The organism is Xanthomonas bromi, assembly GCF_900092025.1.
GTDB classification, from domain to species: domain Bacteria; phylum Pseudomonadota; class Gammaproteobacteria; order Xanthomonadales; family Xanthomonadaceae; genus Xanthomonas; species Xanthomonas bromi.
Genome location: NZ_FLTX01000023.1, coordinates 43,719 through 58,494, shown reverse-complemented (window position 1 = coordinate 58,494; position 14,776 = coordinate 43,719). Strand labels below are relative to the sequence as shown.

At 65.9% G+C, this 14,776-nt stretch carries 10 protein-coding genes and 1 pseudogene; 8 read left to right on the top strand and 3 right to left on the bottom strand.

Features of this window, described 5'->3' with window-relative positions; translation table 11 throughout:
- Positions 1-95: 95 nt before the first annotated feature.
- Complete coding sequence (locus tag XBLMG947_RS07970) at positions 96-953, bottom strand: acid phosphatase (protein WP_065467524.1); 858 nt, start codon at positions 951-953, stop codon at positions 96-98.
- A 194-nt stretch (positions 954-1,147) separates the two neighbouring features.
- On the opposite strand from XBLMG947_RS07970, the gene XBLMG947_RS07965 reads away from it, so the two are divergent.
- Both XBLMG947_RS07965 and XBLMG947_RS07960 read left to right on the top strand, forming a co-directional pair.
- Positions 1,148-3,448 (top strand): TonB-dependent receptor, encoded by a 2,301-nt coding sequence (locus XBLMG947_RS07965; RefSeq protein ID WP_065467682.1) that lies wholly within the window; start codon positions 1,148-1,150, stop codon positions 3,446-3,448.
- A gap of 233 nt (positions 3,449-3,681) precedes the next feature.
- Complete coding sequence (locus XBLMG947_RS07960; protein ID WP_065467522.1) at positions 3,682-4,782, top strand: glycerophosphodiester phosphodiesterase; 1,101 nt, start codon at positions 3,682-3,684, stop codon at positions 4,780-4,782.
- 86 nt (positions 4,783-4,868) lie between these two features.
- Here the strand turns inward: XBLMG947_RS07960 and XBLMG947_RS07955 are convergent, their stop codons facing one another.
- Both XBLMG947_RS07955 and XBLMG947_RS07950 read right to left on the bottom strand, forming a co-directional pair.
- Entirely contained in the window at positions 4,869-5,654 is a 786-nt protein-coding gene (locus XBLMG947_RS07955) for a rhomboid family intramembrane serine protease (RefSeq protein ID WP_065467520.1), read from the bottom strand.
- A gap of 377 nt (positions 5,655-6,031) precedes the next feature.
- Positions 6,032-6,988 carry a TerC family protein gene (locus tag XBLMG947_RS07950; protein ID WP_065467518.1) on the bottom strand — a complete coding sequence of 319 codons (957 nt, stop codon included), beginning with the start codon at positions 6,986-6,988 and terminating at the stop codon, positions 6,032-6,034.
- Positions 6,989-7,252: 264 nt separating this feature from the next.
- On the opposite strand from XBLMG947_RS07950, the gene XBLMG947_RS07945 reads away from it, so the two are divergent.
- The 6 genes and pseudogenes from XBLMG947_RS07945 to XBLMG947_RS07920 all read left to right on the top strand — a co-directional run bounded on the left by XBLMG947_RS07945 (position 7,253) and on the right by XBLMG947_RS07920 (position 14,760).
- Positions 7,253-8,419 carry a class I SAM-dependent rRNA methyltransferase gene (locus tag XBLMG947_RS07945; protein ID WP_065467516.1) on the top strand — a complete coding sequence of 389 codons (1,167 nt, stop codon included), beginning with the start codon at positions 7,253-7,255 and terminating at the stop codon, positions 8,417-8,419.
- A 118-nt stretch (positions 8,420-8,537) separates the two neighbouring features.
- Entirely contained in the window at positions 8,538-8,858 is a 321-nt protein-coding gene (locus XBLMG947_RS07940; protein WP_065467514.1) for a hypothetical protein, read from the top strand.
- A 283-nt stretch (positions 8,859-9,141) separates the two neighbouring features.
- Positions 9,142-10,403: pseudogene (locus tag XBLMG947_RS07935) on the top strand (dipeptidase).
- A gap of 420 nt (positions 10,404-10,823) precedes the next feature.
- Positions 10,824-12,134: an MFS transporter gene (locus XBLMG947_RS07930; RefSeq protein ID WP_065467680.1), complete on the top strand. Its 1,311-nt coding sequence runs from the start codon at positions 10,824-10,826 to the stop codon at positions 12,132-12,134.
- A gap of 25 nt (positions 12,135-12,159) precedes the next feature.
- On the top strand, positions 12,160-13,329 hold the full coding sequence (locus XBLMG947_RS07925) for a glycerate kinase (RefSeq protein WP_065467512.1): 1,170 nt from the start codon (positions 12,160-12,162) through the stop codon (positions 13,327-13,329).
- A gap of 240 nt (positions 13,330-13,569) precedes the next feature.
- Complete coding sequence (locus tag XBLMG947_RS07920; RefSeq protein WP_065467678.1) at positions 13,570-14,760, top strand: sugar diacid recognition domain-containing protein; 1,191 nt, start codon at positions 13,570-13,572, stop codon at positions 14,758-14,760.
- The last annotated feature ends 16 nt before the right edge of the window (positions 14,761-14,776 follow it).

Sequence of the window (14,776 nt, the reverse complement as noted above, 5' to 3'; positions counted from 1 at the left end):
GCTTGGCTCAGCAGCTGCGGGCAGCGATTCGGGTGCGAGCTGGTGCACCGCATCTGGGCACAGTGCGGGCGCACCGGGCGCGCGCTTGCTCTGAACTACAGCACGCCGGGCAACACTGTCTGCAGCGTCGTGGTCTCTGCATTGCACGCGGCTGCTGAGGATGCCGTCGGCTGCTTCGCCTGCGCCTTCTCGATCTCGCGGCGTGCAGCGGCCAGGTCTTTTTCGAATGCAGGATTGCCGTGCAAGGCGGCGACGGTAGCGGCGCCCAGCATGCGACCCTGGGTGACATCGCTCTGCCAGTGCACGTTGCAGACCATGCGGCTATCGCCGAAGGCGCGGCCGCGCGCGAGCAAGGCGTCGCGGTGGGCGGGGGCAATTTCTGACAGGATCAGGCCCCAGGTCCAGCCGATGGCGGTGTGGCCGGAGGGGTAGGAGCCGTTCTTGCGCAGGGCCGCGTCGTCGTCGGGGGTGCACATCGGTTGCGCGTTGCGCATGAACGGGCGTGGGCGTTGATAGCGTGCCTTGGCGGCGCTGGTGCTGGTGCTGGCATCGCGCATGCTGCGTTCGAGCAGGCGCATCAGGTGCGGGGTGCTGGTCTGATCGATCTGGATGCCGAGCGCGCAGCTGAAATGCGTGGCCGCCGCCGGAAAGCGCAGTACTGCATCCTGCGCGGCCAGATCCCAGCGCGGGGTGCCGCGCAGGGCGAGCATCGCCTTGGAAACTGCTTCGTCGTTGGCGAGTGCGGCGCTGCCATCCTGCGGTGGCGGTGGCACCAGCTGCACGCTGTCGGGCAGTTCGCTCTTTTCCAGGTATCCACGTGCGTCGGTCGCGATCACCGAGCCTGCCGGTGCCGCGGTCTGCCGCGCGCCGGCAACGCCGCTGCCGACCAACAAGGCGGCGATGGCGATGCCAGCCAGTGTTCCACGAGAAAGACCTGCACAGCGCTGCGACATGACACCCTCAACCAACACGAATGGAAGAGCTCGCAGATTACGACGCATAGATGACACATGCATGCCAATGCAACGCAGCAACGGCGAGGGATGCGAACCGATTGTCGCTGCACTGTCATGTGACGGTCGTATCGACGCAAGACACCTGTCGCACGCTTGCCGCCATCTTTTTTGACTCGTCCCTAATGCCGCTCATGCCCAAGACCCATCAGTTAAGCGCCGCCGTGTTTGCTGCGCTCGTGCTCGCGCCTGTCGCCTACGCTGCCGACCTCGACGTGTCTGCCGATACCGGTGCGACCGTGCAGCAACTCGATACGGTGTCGGTGATCGGCCAGGGCGAAACGCGCCAGGTGCAGCGCATCACCCAGCAGGACATTCCGGTGTTACCGCCGGGCACCAGCATCCAGAAGCTGCTCAATCGCATGCCGGGCGTGAACGTGCAATCCAACGATGCGTTCGGTGCCAACGAAGAGTCGCAGACGATCAGCCTGCGCGGTTTCAACGGCACGCGTTTGGGTTACACGCTCGACGGTCTGCCGCTGGGCGATAACGCTTACGGTAACTACAACGGCCTCAACATCAGCCGCGCATTGATCGCAGAAAACTTCGGCGGCGTGGAGCTGGCCTCGGGCATCGGGGCACTTGGCACTGCGTCCACCAGCAACCTGGGCGGCACCATCCAGTACTACTCGGCCGATCCGTCCAGTGTGTTCGGTGGGCAGGTGTCGCAGACCGTGGGGTCGGACGCCAATCGCCGCACGTTCCTGCGTGTGGATACCGGCGATTACAACGGGTTTTCGGCGTATCTGTCGGGCATCAACGCCGAAGCCGACATGTGGGCGCGCCCCGAATCGCCGACCACCACGCGGCAGTTCAACGCCAAGGGTGTGTACCAGTTCGACGGTGGCAAGCTGACCGCATTCGCCGATACCTCGCGCACCTCGCAGGCGGACTATGCGTACCTGTCCAAGAGCGGCATGGCGCGCGGCCTGGGCTGGGACTGGAATCTGTACGCGCCGGACTGGAACCGCGCATTGGCCGCAGCGTATTGCGCGCCGGCCACACGCAATGCGGCGCGTTGCGGTTTCAGCGGCGGCGTCGACAACATCGACGATGCGTATTACCAGAGCCGTGCGCTGCGTGACGACGACCTGTTCTATGTGGCCGGCGACTTCCAGCCCAACGATGCGATCAGCCTGCATACGCAGGTCTATCACCACGAAAACAAGGGCCAGGGCCACTGGTGGTCGCCGGGGCAGGCGTCCAACCCCGGCACGCCGCAGGCACTGCCGATCTCCATTCGCAGCACCAATTACTGGATCGACCGCACCGGTGGTATTGCCTCGCTGGGTTGGAATCTGGGCCCGCATCACCTCGAAGCCGGGCTGTGGTACGAGCGCAATCACCACGACGTGGAACGCAATTTCTACTGGATCGATGGCCCGGTCAGCGACGACAAGTTCCTGCAGAATCCCAACCGTCGCTTGTTCTCGCAGAACTACGTCATCACCACGCGCCAGTTTTATGTGCAGGGCAACTTCAAGTTCCTCGACGAGCGCCTGAGCCTGGATCTGGGCATCAAGAGCCCGAGTACCGAAATGACCGCACGCGAAACGCCGGGCGTGGCAGTGGAAGCGCCGGTGGCGAGCGGCTCGCTCAAGGCCAGCGAATCGGTGTTGCCGCAGATCGGGTTGGGGTATCGCCTCGCCGAAGGCCAGGAAGTGTTTGCTTCCTACGCGGAAAATATCGCCGCGTTCCAGGGTGGCGGCGCCGGTGGCCCGTTGCTGGTGACGCAGGCATCGTTCGACGCCAGCGTCGGCGCATTGGAGCCGGAAAAATCGCGCACGCTGGAAGCAGGCTATCGCTTCGTGCGCGACCGCTTCGAAGCGTCGCTGGTCGGTTACGACGTCACCTTCGACAACCGCCTGCTCTCGCTCAACCCCTGCGCCAGCATCCAGCAGGGCACCACGCCGGCGTGCACCACGCGCTTCTTCAACGTCGGTTCGGTGAGCAGCCGCGGTGGTGAACTGACGGTGATCTGGAAGCCGACCAGCTACCTGCAGTGGTACAACTCGGCGTCGATCAATCGCTCCACTTACGATGATAACTACGTGCAGAACGGCGTGACCATCCCCACCGCCGGCAAATACACGGTGGATACGCCCAAGCGCATGCTCGCCAGCGAAATCGCCTTCAACTACGCCAACTGGAACGTCAACCTGCGCGGCAAGTACACCGGCCAGCGGTACTACACCTACACCAACGATGATGGCTTTGGCGGCTACACCTCGTTCGATGCGGGCGCCGGGTACGAGTTTGGCCAGGTCGGCGTGCTGCAGGCGCTCAAGCTCTCGCTCAACGTCACCAACCTCACCGACAAGCGTTACGCCTCCAACCTCACCGCCTTCTCCAATACCGACCCGAACGGGCGTCAGCTGGCGTTCCATGCAAGTGCGCCACGGCAGGTGTTTTTGACCTTGGACGCGAAGTTCTGAGGACGGGAATCGGGAATCGCAAAAGCAGATCTTACTCTTGCTTGCCGACGTCCGATGTCGATCGACGTAGACCGTTCTAGCGTAGTCAACAAGACGTCAGGCGTGATTTTCCGGCGCATGCGGACGATGCAGTGCACGCGGGATGTACAGTCGTACCTCCCGCCTCGCTCATCGGCCAAGCTCGCATGGCGATCATGCGTGGATTCGGTAGCTGTTTTTCGTTGGAGACGTGCATGATGCAGTTCGGTCGTCTGTGGTTGGTGGGAGCGATGATGGTTGGCATGAGCGGCCCGGCGGTTGCCGAGGCACCGTTGGCCAAGACGGTGCAGATCTTTGCCCACCGAGGCGCCAGTGCGTTGCGCCCGGAACACACCTTGGCCTCGTATGCCAAAGCCATTGTCGATGGCGCCGATTTTGTCGAGCCGGATCTGGTGTCGACCAAAGACGGCGTGCTGATCGCTCGGCATGAGAACGAGATCGGCGGCACCACCGATGTGGCCAGCCACCCCGAGTTCGCCGCGCGCAAGACGCGCAAGACCATCGACGGTCAGGCGATGGAAGGCTGGTTTACCGAGGATTTCAGCCTGGCCGAGTTGAAGACGCTGCGTGCGCGTGAGCGGTTGCCGCAGCTGCGGGGCACGCGCTGGGATGGGCAATTTCAGATCGTCACCTTCGACGAGATCATCGATTTCGTTGCCGCAGAATCGGCAGCGACCGGGCACACTATCGGGCTGATTCCGGAGATCAAGCACCCGAGTTATTTCAAGGCACTCGGCTTGCCGATGGAAGACAAGGTGCTGACCACCTTGCGTGCGCATGCCTACACCCAGACCGCGCCGGTGATCGTCCAATCGTTCGAGACCGGCAATCTGCGCTATCTGCGCAGCAAGATCGGGCGCACCGGCAACATCCGTCTGCTGCAGTTGCTGGGCGGTGCGCAGATGGCGCTGCCCGATGCCGGTACGGACGATGCGCCAAAGACCTACGGGCAGATGATCACGTCCGACGGCCTGAAGCAGGTCGCCACCTATGCCGATGCGATCGGCCCCGATATCCGCAGCATCATCCCGCTGGATGCGCAGCAACGCCTGGGTACACCGACCAGCCTGGTACGCGACGCGCATGCGGCGGGGCTGCAGGTGCAGCCGTATACCTTCCGTCCGGAGAATTATTTTCTGGCCGCCAACCACCGCAGCAGCGGCGCGATGACCGAGCGCAACGATGCCGGCGCGCTGGCCGAGTTGAAGGCGTATCTGGATGCCGGAATCGACGCGTTCTTCGCCGACGACCCCGGTTTGGCGCGGCGTGCGTTGAGTGGGCGTGCGACGCGTTAAACCTTAAACGCATCTGCGGTCTATGGGAGCGCGCTTGTGCGCGATGCAGCGTTCCCGATGACGCCCCATCGCGCGCAAGCGCGCTCCTACGTTCCCGGCGGCCGCTCGCGCGGCGGGAAATGCAGCACCACGCCCTGCGAGCCATCGTCCTGGCGCTGCCACAGCACGGGCACCTGACGCGGCGGCGGCGGTTCCAGCACGTCCTGTTCGGCGTTGCTCACTTCCCAGGCAGCGTCTTCGTCCTCGTCTTCCCAGCTGTAGCGCGGCTTGGCTTCTTGCGGATCGCGCAGGCGCAGCAGCAGGGCCGCGATCAGCCCGGCCACCGCGCCGCCCAGATGCGATTGCCAGGACACGCCGGCTTCGTGCGGCAGGATGGTCACCAACATGCCGCCGTAGAACAGGAAGGCGATCATGCTGGTGGCGATCGCCGGGCGGTCGCGCCGCAGCAGGCCCAACACGAACACCAGAAACATCAGGCCGTGGGTCACGCCGCTGGCACCCAGATGCCGGCTGCCGGGCTCACCCAACAGCCACGCGCCCAGCCCCGAGCCCAGCCACAACAGCGGCAGCGCCATGACGGTGGCGCGCGGATACACGCTGCCGGCCAACGTGCCCAGGATCAACAACGCGGCGGCGTTGGCGCCCAGATGCGCGAGCGAGCCGTGCAACAGCGGTGCGGTGAGGATGCCGAGCAGGCCGTCGGCCTGCAGCGGCGCCACGGCCCAGGCGCGCCAGTCGAACATACCCTGTGCGGTGAACACCGCCACCAGCAACAGCACGGCGGCCAGGCTGATGTTGAAGGCACGCAGCACCCGGGAACGATCCAGGCGATTCTGGGTGGCGGTATCGGGGGCGGGAGAATGCAGTGTCATGCAGTCCCGGATGGCGGCGTGGTTTTGCCTTTGCAAGCCCGGCTAGCGCGGGATAAACGGATCCGGCGGTGGGACAATCCGTAGATCAGCGGCGTAACCGTTCGCCCAGCGCCAAAGCGCGCAGATGGGGGAGTGTCCCGCACACGTGGCAGCCTCCTTCGGTCGCCACGTTCGACGCCTAGCCGCGCGCGGTTACCGGTTGCTCCGCACGTGGGCGAAGCAACCGAGACGGTGGTTAGGATGAAACGTAGCAAGGCCTCTACGGTCGCCCGAGAACGCAGCAGGCAGGCGTTCCATCCAGGAATCGCGGCAAGCACCACCATCTACGCGCCGCGACCAACCCCAATCCCGAATCCCGACTGCCCAATCCCGGCCCCTCAGTGCCCTGCAGGCTTGGGTGGCCGCAGCAGGCTCAGCACGATGGTGGCGACCAGGATGGTCACCACGACGGCCAGCGAGACCAGCACCGGAATCTTGTACAGATCGATGATCATCATCTTGGTGCCGATGAACACCAGGATCACCGCCAGCCCGTACGGCAGCAGGTGGAAGCGGTCGGCCATGCCGGCCAGCAGGAAGAACATCGCGCGCAGACCCAGCACCGCGAACACGTTGGAAGTGAGCACGATGAACGGGTCGGTGGTGATCGCAAAGATCGCCGGGATGCTGTCCACCGCAAAGATCACATCGATCACCGCGATCAGGATCAACACCACGAACAACGGGGTAAACCAGCGCTTGCCGTCCTTGATCACGCTGAGCAGGTTGCCGTGGTATTGCGGGCTCAAACGCAGGTGGCTGCGCATCCAGCGCAACACCGGGTTGGTTTCCAGGTCCGGCTCCTTGCCGGCGGAGAACCACATCTTGATGCCGGTCAGCAGCAGGAACGCGCCGAACACGTAGAGCAGCCAATGGAACTTGGCCAGCAGCATCGAGCCGGCGAAGATCATGATCGCGCGCAGCACGATGGCACCAAGCACGCCGATGATCAGCACGCGCTGGCGCTGCTCTTCGGGCACGCCGAAATAGGTCATCACCATCAGGAACACGAAGATGTTGTCGACCGCCAGCGATTTCTCCACCAGGTAGCCGGTGAGGAACTGCAGCCCGATCTGGTCGGCCTGCGCGTCGCCCACGCTGCCTTGCAGGTACCACCACAGCCCGGCATTGAAGGCCAGCGCCAGCAGCACCCAGCCGATGCTCCACCAGGTGGCTTCCTTGAAGGTGACCTTGTGGGCGCCACCGTGGCGCATCAGTACCAGATCGATCATCAGCGCCGCGATCACCACGACCCCGAAACCGCCCCACAACCAGACATTGCCAATGGTTTGCATAAAGAATCCCGAAAAGTGAAACGACCTGGACAGCCGGTTGGGCTGAGGCCTTGTGACACGGACATCGTGGATTCCGGGTAACGGACCTTCGCCTGCGCGGCGAAGGTCTCGCTCACAACCGGCGCGGACCGGTTGCCGTTGCACCGGAGCGCTGCACATGGCGGGCTCGTAATGACGGCGACAACGCTGGGAGCTACTCCCCTTCCGGTCCCGATTCTGCGGGCCCGGCGCAGGCACGTCAATCCAGCCGGATACAATAGGTGAATGAATACTCCTGTCCCCGTCGTCCGTCTCAAGAATGCCTGGCGCTCCAGCCACCCGTGGATCTTCCAGAAACTGGTGGAAAAGCCCGCCGCCAAGCCCAAGCCCGGCACCATCGTCGATGTGGTCGGTGTGGATGGCGAATGGATCGGCCGTGGCTTCTACAACGGCCACTCGCGCATTGCCGTGCGCATTCTGGAAACCGACCAGTCGGTGCCGGTGGATGCGGGCTGGTTCTTGCGCAAGATCGCCGCGGCGGTGAGCCTGCGACGCGACTGGCTCAAGCTCGACGGTGTGTCCGACGCCTGGCGCGTGGTGCACAGCGAAGGCGACGGCTTGTCCGGCCTGGTGGTGGACCGTTATGGCGACCTGGTGGTGGTGGAGTTCTTCGCCGCCGGCATGTTCCGCCATCGCGAATGGATCTACGAGGCGCTGCGCGAGCAGTTCCCGGGCTGCCGCTTCCACAGCTTTGCCGACGAACACGTGCAGAAGCAGGAAAGCTTCGACTTCCACAGCAACACCACCACCGAAGCGGCCGTCATCACCGAGCACGGCATCAAGTTCCGCGCCGACCCGGCCGGTGCGCACAAGACCGGCTTCTTCGCCGACCAGCGCGACAACCGCCAGTGGCTGAGCGAGCAGGTGGACGGCAAGACCGTGCTGGACCTGTGCTGCAACACCGGCGGGTTTGCGGTGTACGCGGCCGCGCGCGGTGCCGCCGAGGTGCTGGGCGTGGATATCGACGAAGACGTGATCGCCATCGCCAAGGGCAACGCCAAGCTCAACAACGTGCGACCCAGGTTCGTGCAGGCCGACATCTTTCCGTGGCTGCGCGATGCGTCCAATCGCGGCGATCAGTTCGATGTGGTGATCCTGGACCCGGCCAAGATGACCCGCGACCGCGAACAGGTGATCCCGGCGCTGAAGAAGTACCTGGACATGAATAAATTGGCGCTGGGCGTGGTCAAGCCGGGCGGCCTGTTCGCCACCTTCTCGTGCACCGGTCTGGTGGCCGAGCAGGAGTTCCTGGACATGCTGCGGCGCGCGTCGTATTTCTCCGGGCGCACCATCCAGATCCTGAAGGTGGCCGGCGCCGGCCCGGACCATCCGTTCATGGCGCACGTACAGGAATCGCGCTATCTCAAGGCGGTGTTCTGCCGCGTGGTGTGATCGCGTTTCGTGGCGTCGGATGCGGTCTGTCGCGTTGCAGGCAGCGTCTTCCGCGTCGCGACGCCATCGCCGGCAGGCACGGATTCAACGCAGACATCCAACCAGGAGCCGGCAGCCGATGAGGTCCAGCGACGAAGACGAACGCAAGGCCCTGCGCCGTTTGCTGCGCGAGATCGAGCGGCCCCATGCCAGCCTGCTGGCCAGCAATTGGCCGGCGTTCGGCGTGTGGCTGCTGTTTTCCGGCGCCTTCATGTATTTGTTCCAGACCGGCGACGGCTCGCCCCTGCATCCGCTGCTGCTGGCGCTGGGATCGACCTGTCTGGGCGTCTTCGGTGCGTGGATTGTGTTCCGCTCGGTGTGGGCGCGGCAGTGGCCGCATGTGCGCGAGCACATCGATGTGGACAGCGTGCGCGCGCGTCTTGCAGAACTGGACGACTGACGGCACAGCGCGCGTGCGGTCACGCGATGCGCTCGCCGGCATGTCCCACCACCGCGCAAGAGCCAATCTACCGGTCGGGCGGTAGTTGCTGGTATTGCAGGGCGCAGCGCGACGCCGTTGCGCGTGGTCGCGCCATCGGCATCGCCGTCGAACCGGCCTTGCAACGCGCATCGCGCGCACTGGTGCGGGAGTGGATGGCAGTGCTGCAGCGTCCCACCTGTGGCCGCAGCGCGCGGACGGCAAGCCGCTATGATCGGCTGACCCCCACTGCCTGTGAGATCGCATGTCCCTGCGCTGGCTTTCGCTGTCTGTCTCGGTGCTGCTGGCGTCCGCGCTGCCCGCGCACGCGCTGGAGTTTTCCAAGGCCGAACTGGCGCGCGCCACCGCGCTGCAGAAACGCCTGGTCACGCTGGATTCGCATCTGGACACGCCAGCCAACCTGGAGCGCGCCGACTTGGATGTGCTGCAGGCGCATGCCGGCAATCGCTTGTCGCAAGTGGATTACCCGCGCATGGTCGAAGGTGCGCTCGATGGCGGTTTTTGGGCGGTCTACACCGGGCAAGGCAATCGCAGTACAGCCGCGCACCTGGACGACCGCGATACCGGCCTGCAGCGGTTGATGAAGATCCACACGCTGGTGGCCGCGCGGCCGCAGCGCTTTGCCTTGGCCACTACGCCTGCCGACGCTGCACGCATCGAGGCCGCCGGCAAGCGCGTGGTGTTCATCAGCATGGAAAACGCCAGTCCGCTGGCGGCTGATCCCACGCTACTGCGCTTCTATTACGCGCAGGGGCTGCGCTTGATGAGCACCGTGCATTTCCTCAACAACGAGTTCGCCGACTCGGCCACCGACCCCAAGGGGCCGGAGTGGAAGGGCCTGAGCCCGGCCGGCAAACAGCTGGTGCAGCAGGCGCAGGCGCTGGGCATCGTGATCGATCAATCGCATGCCTCCGATGCGGTGTTCGATCAATTGATTGCGCTGTCGCCGGTGCCGATCGTGCTGTCACACAGCGGCGCGCGCGCGGTCTACAACCACCCGCGCAACATCGACGATGCACGCCTGAAGGTGCTGGCCGCGCATGGCGGGGTGATCCAGGTCAATTCCTACGGCGGTTATCTGGTGGACAGCGGCGCCAGCCCCGAGCGCAAGGCTGCCGAGAAGGCGCTTACCGATCAGTACGGCGGCTGGGAACACGTCAAGATCGCCGATGGCACCAAGCTCAGTGCCGCGCTGAAGGACCTGGATGCGCGCTACCCGATCAAGTGGGCGACCGAAGCCGATTTCTTCGCGCATCTGGAGCACGTGCTGGGGGTGGTCGGGCCCGAGCACGTGGCATCGGGATGGACTGGGACGGCGGTGGCGGGGTGGCGGGTCTGGAAGACGTTTCCGATCTGCCGCGGATCACCGCGTGGCTGCTGCGCAAGGGCTACACCGAACCGCAGATCGCCGGCATCTGGGGCGGCAACCTGCTGCGCGTGATGAGTCAGGCGCAGGCCTATGCGGCGGGGAATCGGAATCGTGACTCGGGAGTGGGGAATCGGTAGCGCGTTAGGTCTGGGATTCGGGGATCGTTGAAGCGAGTATTGGTACGGGAGGGCAGGGCGTTGAGCAGTAAGCGCTGCGTGCCTGCATGGCTGTGCTGGCGGGAGTGGCTGATTGGCGGCGCTGTGATCGTCGAGGATTCGGCAGCGTCCGTGCCTGCTGAGGGAGCGGTGCATCGCCATGGGATGCTGTGTGTCCCGCAGATGTCCGGGTTGGCGGCGCCTCTGGAACGGGTTCCGTCATGTGCTGATGTTTTCGGCGACGCCAGGCGTTCCGATTGGGCATTTGCACAAAAACCAGGGTTCGCCGAGCCGGGATGGGCAACGCCCTGCCGAAGCTTTTAGGAAAAAGCGCCAACTAGAATGCGTCCACCCCTTGCGGTGCGGGCGCCTGCCTGGCCGACCGACCTGTTGGAGCGTGCAATGATCCCAGCCTCCCGGCTTCTGCCGTCCCCCGACGGAATGGACGCGACCTACCGCAAGATCCTATGGCGGCTGATCCCGTTCCTGTTCGTCTGCTATCTGTTCAATTACCTGGACCGGGTCAACGTCGGCTTCGCCAAGCTGCAGATGCTGGGCGACCTGGGCATGAGCGAGACGGTCTACGGGCTGGGCGCGGGCATCTTCTTCATCGGTTACCTGGTGTGCGGGGTGCCCAGTAATCTGATCCTGCAGCGCCTCGGCGCGCGGCGCTGGGTGGCGATCATGATGGTCAGCTGGGGCCTGCTCTCCACCTGCCTGCTGTTGGTGCGCACGCCGGCCGGGTTCTACACCCTGCGCCTGCTCACCGGCGCTGCGGAGGCGGGCTTCTTCCCCGGCATCGTGTTGTACCTGACGCGTTGGTTCCCGCGCGCCCGGCATGGCCGGGTCATGACCGTCTTCATGTCGGCCATCCCGATCTCCGGGGTGCTGGGCGGGCCGTTGTCCGGCTGGATCCTGGGCCACTTCTCGGCCGGGCAGGGCGGGCTGGCCGGCTGGCAATGGATGTTCCTGCTGCAGGGGCTGCCGACCGTGCTGCTGGGCATCGGGATGTGGTTTTCGCTCAGCGACGGCGTGCAACAGGCGCGCTGGCTGGACCCGCAGGAAAAACAGGCCGTGGCCCGCGCGCTGGCAGACGACGAAGCGGGCAAGCCGGCCGGCGCCTCCACCTCGCTGGGCGCGGTGCTGCGCAACCCGGCGGTATGGCTGCTGGGCACGCTGTACTTCTGCATCCAGAGCGGGGTGTATGCGATCAACTTCTGGCTACCCTCGATCATCCAGGGTAGCGGCGTCACCGACCCGATCCGCATCGGCCTGATGAGCGCCATCCCGTACCTGGCCGCAGCGGTGTTCATGGTGCTGATGGGCCGCTCGGCCGACCGCCGCGGCGAGCGTCGCTGGCACCTGGTGATTCCGTTGCTGATGGGCGCGGCGGGCCTGTGTCTCGCGGCCAGCATGACCGACAACCTGGGTTTGGCCTTGTTCGGCATGACCCTGGCCACGATGGGGGCGGTCAGCGGCTTGCCGCTGTTCTGGCCGCTGACCAACGGCTTTCTCACTGCCGCCGCCGCGGCCGGTGGACTGGCGTTGATCAATTCCACCGGCCAGGTCGCCGGCTTTGTCAGCCCGTATCTGGTGGGCTGGATCAAGGACACCACCCACAGCACCGAAGTGGCGCTGTACGTGCTGGCCGGCGCCATGCTGCTGGGCGTCGTGCTGGTGCTGCGGGTGCCCGCGCACGCGGTGAACCAGTGATGCCTCCGTTCAAGCGAGTGTCCCCATGAAGATCGTCATTGCCCCCGATTCGTACAAGGAAAGCCTCTCTGCGATGGAAGTGGCGACGCAGATCGAGGCGGGCTTCCGCGAGGTATTTCCCGATTGGCATTACCGCAAGGTGCCGGTCGCCGACGGTGGCGAAGGCACGGTCGAGGCCCTGGTTGCCGCCACCGGCGGGCGGGTGATCGCCTGTACTGTCAGCGGTCCCCTCGGCACGCCGGTGCAGGCGTTCTTCGGCCTGACCGGCGACGGCCGTACCGCGGTGATCGAAATGGCCGCCGCCAGCGGGCTGGCGCTGCTGCCGCCGGCCGAGCGTGCGCCGCTGCACGCCAGCACCGTCGGCGTGGGTGAGTTGATCCTGGCCGCATTGGACGCCGGCGCACGGCGTTTCATCATCGGTATCGGCGGCAGCGCCACCAACGACGGCGGCGCCGGCTTGGCGCAAGCCTTGGGCGTGCGGCTGCTGGATGGGCGAGGCGAGGCGATCGGTCCGGGCGGCGGCGCGCTGGCCGCGCTGGCGTGCATCGACACCGAAGGCATGGATGTGCGGCTGCAGGACTGCCAGTTCGAAGTGGCCTGCGATGTGGACAACCCGTTGATCGGGCCAACCGGCGCCTCGGCGGTGTTCGGCCCGCAGAAAGGCGCCACTCCCGAGATGGTGCGCCAGCTCGATGCCAACCTGCAGCACTACGCCGACCTGCTGGAGCGCGACCTGGGCGTGCGGTTGCACGCGTTGCCCGGTGGCGGTGCGGCCGGTGGCCTGGGCGCGGCGTTGGTGGCGTATCTGGGCGCGCAGTTGCGGCCCGGCGTGGAGATCGTCGCCCACGCGCTCGGGCTGGATGCGCTGATCGCCCAGGCCGATCTGGTCATCACCGGCGAAGGCCGTCTCGACAGCCAGAGCCTGCACGGCAAGACCCCGGTTGGCGTGGCGCGGGTGGCGCAACGGCATGCCAAACCGGTGATCGCCATTGCCGGTTGCCTGGGCGGCGGCGCCGCGCTGCTGCACGGCCACGGCATCGATGCCATGTTCGCGGTGGTGCATCGCGCCTGCACGCTGGAACAGGCACTGGCCGAGGCCGCCAGCAATGTGCGCATCGCCGCGCGCAATGTGGCGGCGACGCTGCAGGTGGGCCGGGCGTTGGCGCAGGTGCCGACGGGTCTCGACCGGCGCTGACGGCAGCACCCGGGGACGTCGTACGGGCCGGGCGCAGGCGCTCGGTTCTGCTGCGGCCTGCTGGACAAGCTGCGTGCCGAAGGCATCTCCACTCAAAACCACGTGGCTGTCAGCGCGGTGCGCGCAGACGCTGAGACATCGGCCGCAGCGCGCCCCACGCCCGGTCACACACATGCCGCCCATGTGCGTACCGAACATGGCACCGTGACCTTCATCGATCGCGTCAACAGACCGCAGTCCATGCTCACGCTCGACCGCACCCTGGCGCAGTCCATCGTCGACCGCGCGGTGGCCATCATCGACGGCAACGTCAATGTGATGGACCACTCCGGCGTCATCATCGCCAGCGGCGAGTCGGCGCGTATCGGCCAATTGCACGAAGGCGCCTTGCTGGTGCTGTCCAGGCAGGGGCGGGTGGCGGTCGACGCCGCCCTGGCGCAGCAGCTGGATGCGGTACGCCCCGGCGTCAACCTGCCGCTGATTGTCGAGGGTCGCATCGTCGGTTGCGTCGGGCTGACCGGCGACCCGCCGCGGATCGGGCAACAGGCCGGGCTGGTGCGCATGGCCGCCGAAGCGATGCTGGAACAGGCCGGTCTGCTGCGCCTGCAGGCCCGCGACGCGCGCCTGCGCGAAGAAGTCACGCTGGGCCTGATCCCTCCCGACGGGCCGACCCCGGCGTTGGCCGGCTGGGCCGAGCGGCTCGGCATCGCGCTGGACCTGCCGCGTGTGGCGGCGGTGATCGAAGTGGAAAGCGACACCCTGGATCTGGACGTGATGCTGGTGGAACTGCAGCGCCTGCACACCCTGCTGTCCACGCCCGAGCGCGGCAACCTGATCGCCGCCACCGCGCTCAACGAGCTGGTGGTGCTCACGCCCGCACTGGACCGCCGTGGTCACTGGGACGTGGAGGAGCAACGCCGTCGCGCGCACAGTCTGCTCGAGCGCATGCGCGCCAGCAGCCGGTTGCGGATCCGGCTGGCGCTGGACCAGTATTTTCCGCAGTCCAACGGGTTGGCGTTGTCGCACCAGATCGCGCGCACCACCATGCGCATCGGCAAGGCCCGCCACCCGCACGCCGACGCATTCTTCTACGACGATTACCGCTTGCCGGTGCTGGCGGACGACCTGCGCCGGGCCTGGCAGGCCGAGGAATTGCGCAAGCCGCTGCAGGCACTGCTGGCGCAGGAACGGCGCGGCCAGTTGTTGAAGACCCTGTCGGCCTGGTTCGGTGCCGGCATGCGCATGGCCCCCACCGCCAAGGTGCTGGGCATCCACCGCAACACCCTGGATTACCGCATGCAGCGCATCCAGGCACTGTGCGCGGTGGACTTGGGCAACACCGACGACTGCATGCGCCTGTACCTGGCGCTACAGATGCACGACGACCGCACCGCCACCGCGGCGAACACGGAGGCGACCACCACCGACTGAGGGGCGCGACAGCCGG

Bases quoted from the DNA above. Each gene is read 5' to 3' on its own strand.
- XBLMG947_RS07970 (WP_065467524.1), bottom strand. From the start codon at position 953: ATGTCGCAGCGCTGTGCAGGTCTTTCTCGTGGAACACTGGCTGGCATC.
- XBLMG947_RS07965 (WP_065467682.1), top strand. From the start codon at position 1,148: ATGCCCAAGACCCATCAGTTAAGCGCCGCCGTGTTTGCTGCGCTCGTG.
- XBLMG947_RS07960 (WP_065467522.1), top strand. From the start codon at position 3,682: ATGATGCAGTTCGGTCGTCTGTGGTTGGTGGGAGCGATGATGGTTGGC.
- XBLMG947_RS07955 (WP_065467520.1), bottom strand. From the start codon at position 5,654: ATGACACTGCATTCTCCCGCCCCCGATACCGCCACCCAGAATCGCCTG.
- XBLMG947_RS07950 (WP_065467518.1), bottom strand. From the start codon at position 6,988: ATGCAAACCATTGGCAATGTCTGGTTGTGGGGCGGTTTCGGGGTCGTG.
- XBLMG947_RS07945 (WP_065467516.1), top strand. From the start codon at position 7,253: ATGAATACTCCTGTCCCCGTCGTCCGTCTCAAGAATGCCTGGCGCTCC.
- XBLMG947_RS07940 (WP_065467514.1), top strand. From the start codon at position 8,538: ATGAGGTCCAGCGACGAAGACGAACGCAAGGCCCTGCGCCGTTTGCTG.
- XBLMG947_RS07930 (WP_065467680.1), top strand. From the start codon at position 10,824: ATGATCCCAGCCTCCCGGCTTCTGCCGTCCCCCGACGGAATGGACGCG.
- XBLMG947_RS07925 (WP_065467512.1), top strand. From the start codon at position 12,160: ATGAAGATCGTCATTGCCCCCGATTCGTACAAGGAAAGCCTCTCTGCG.
- XBLMG947_RS07920 (WP_065467678.1), top strand. From the start codon at position 13,570: ATGCTCACGCTCGACCGCACCCTGGCGCAGTCCATCGTCGACCGCGCG.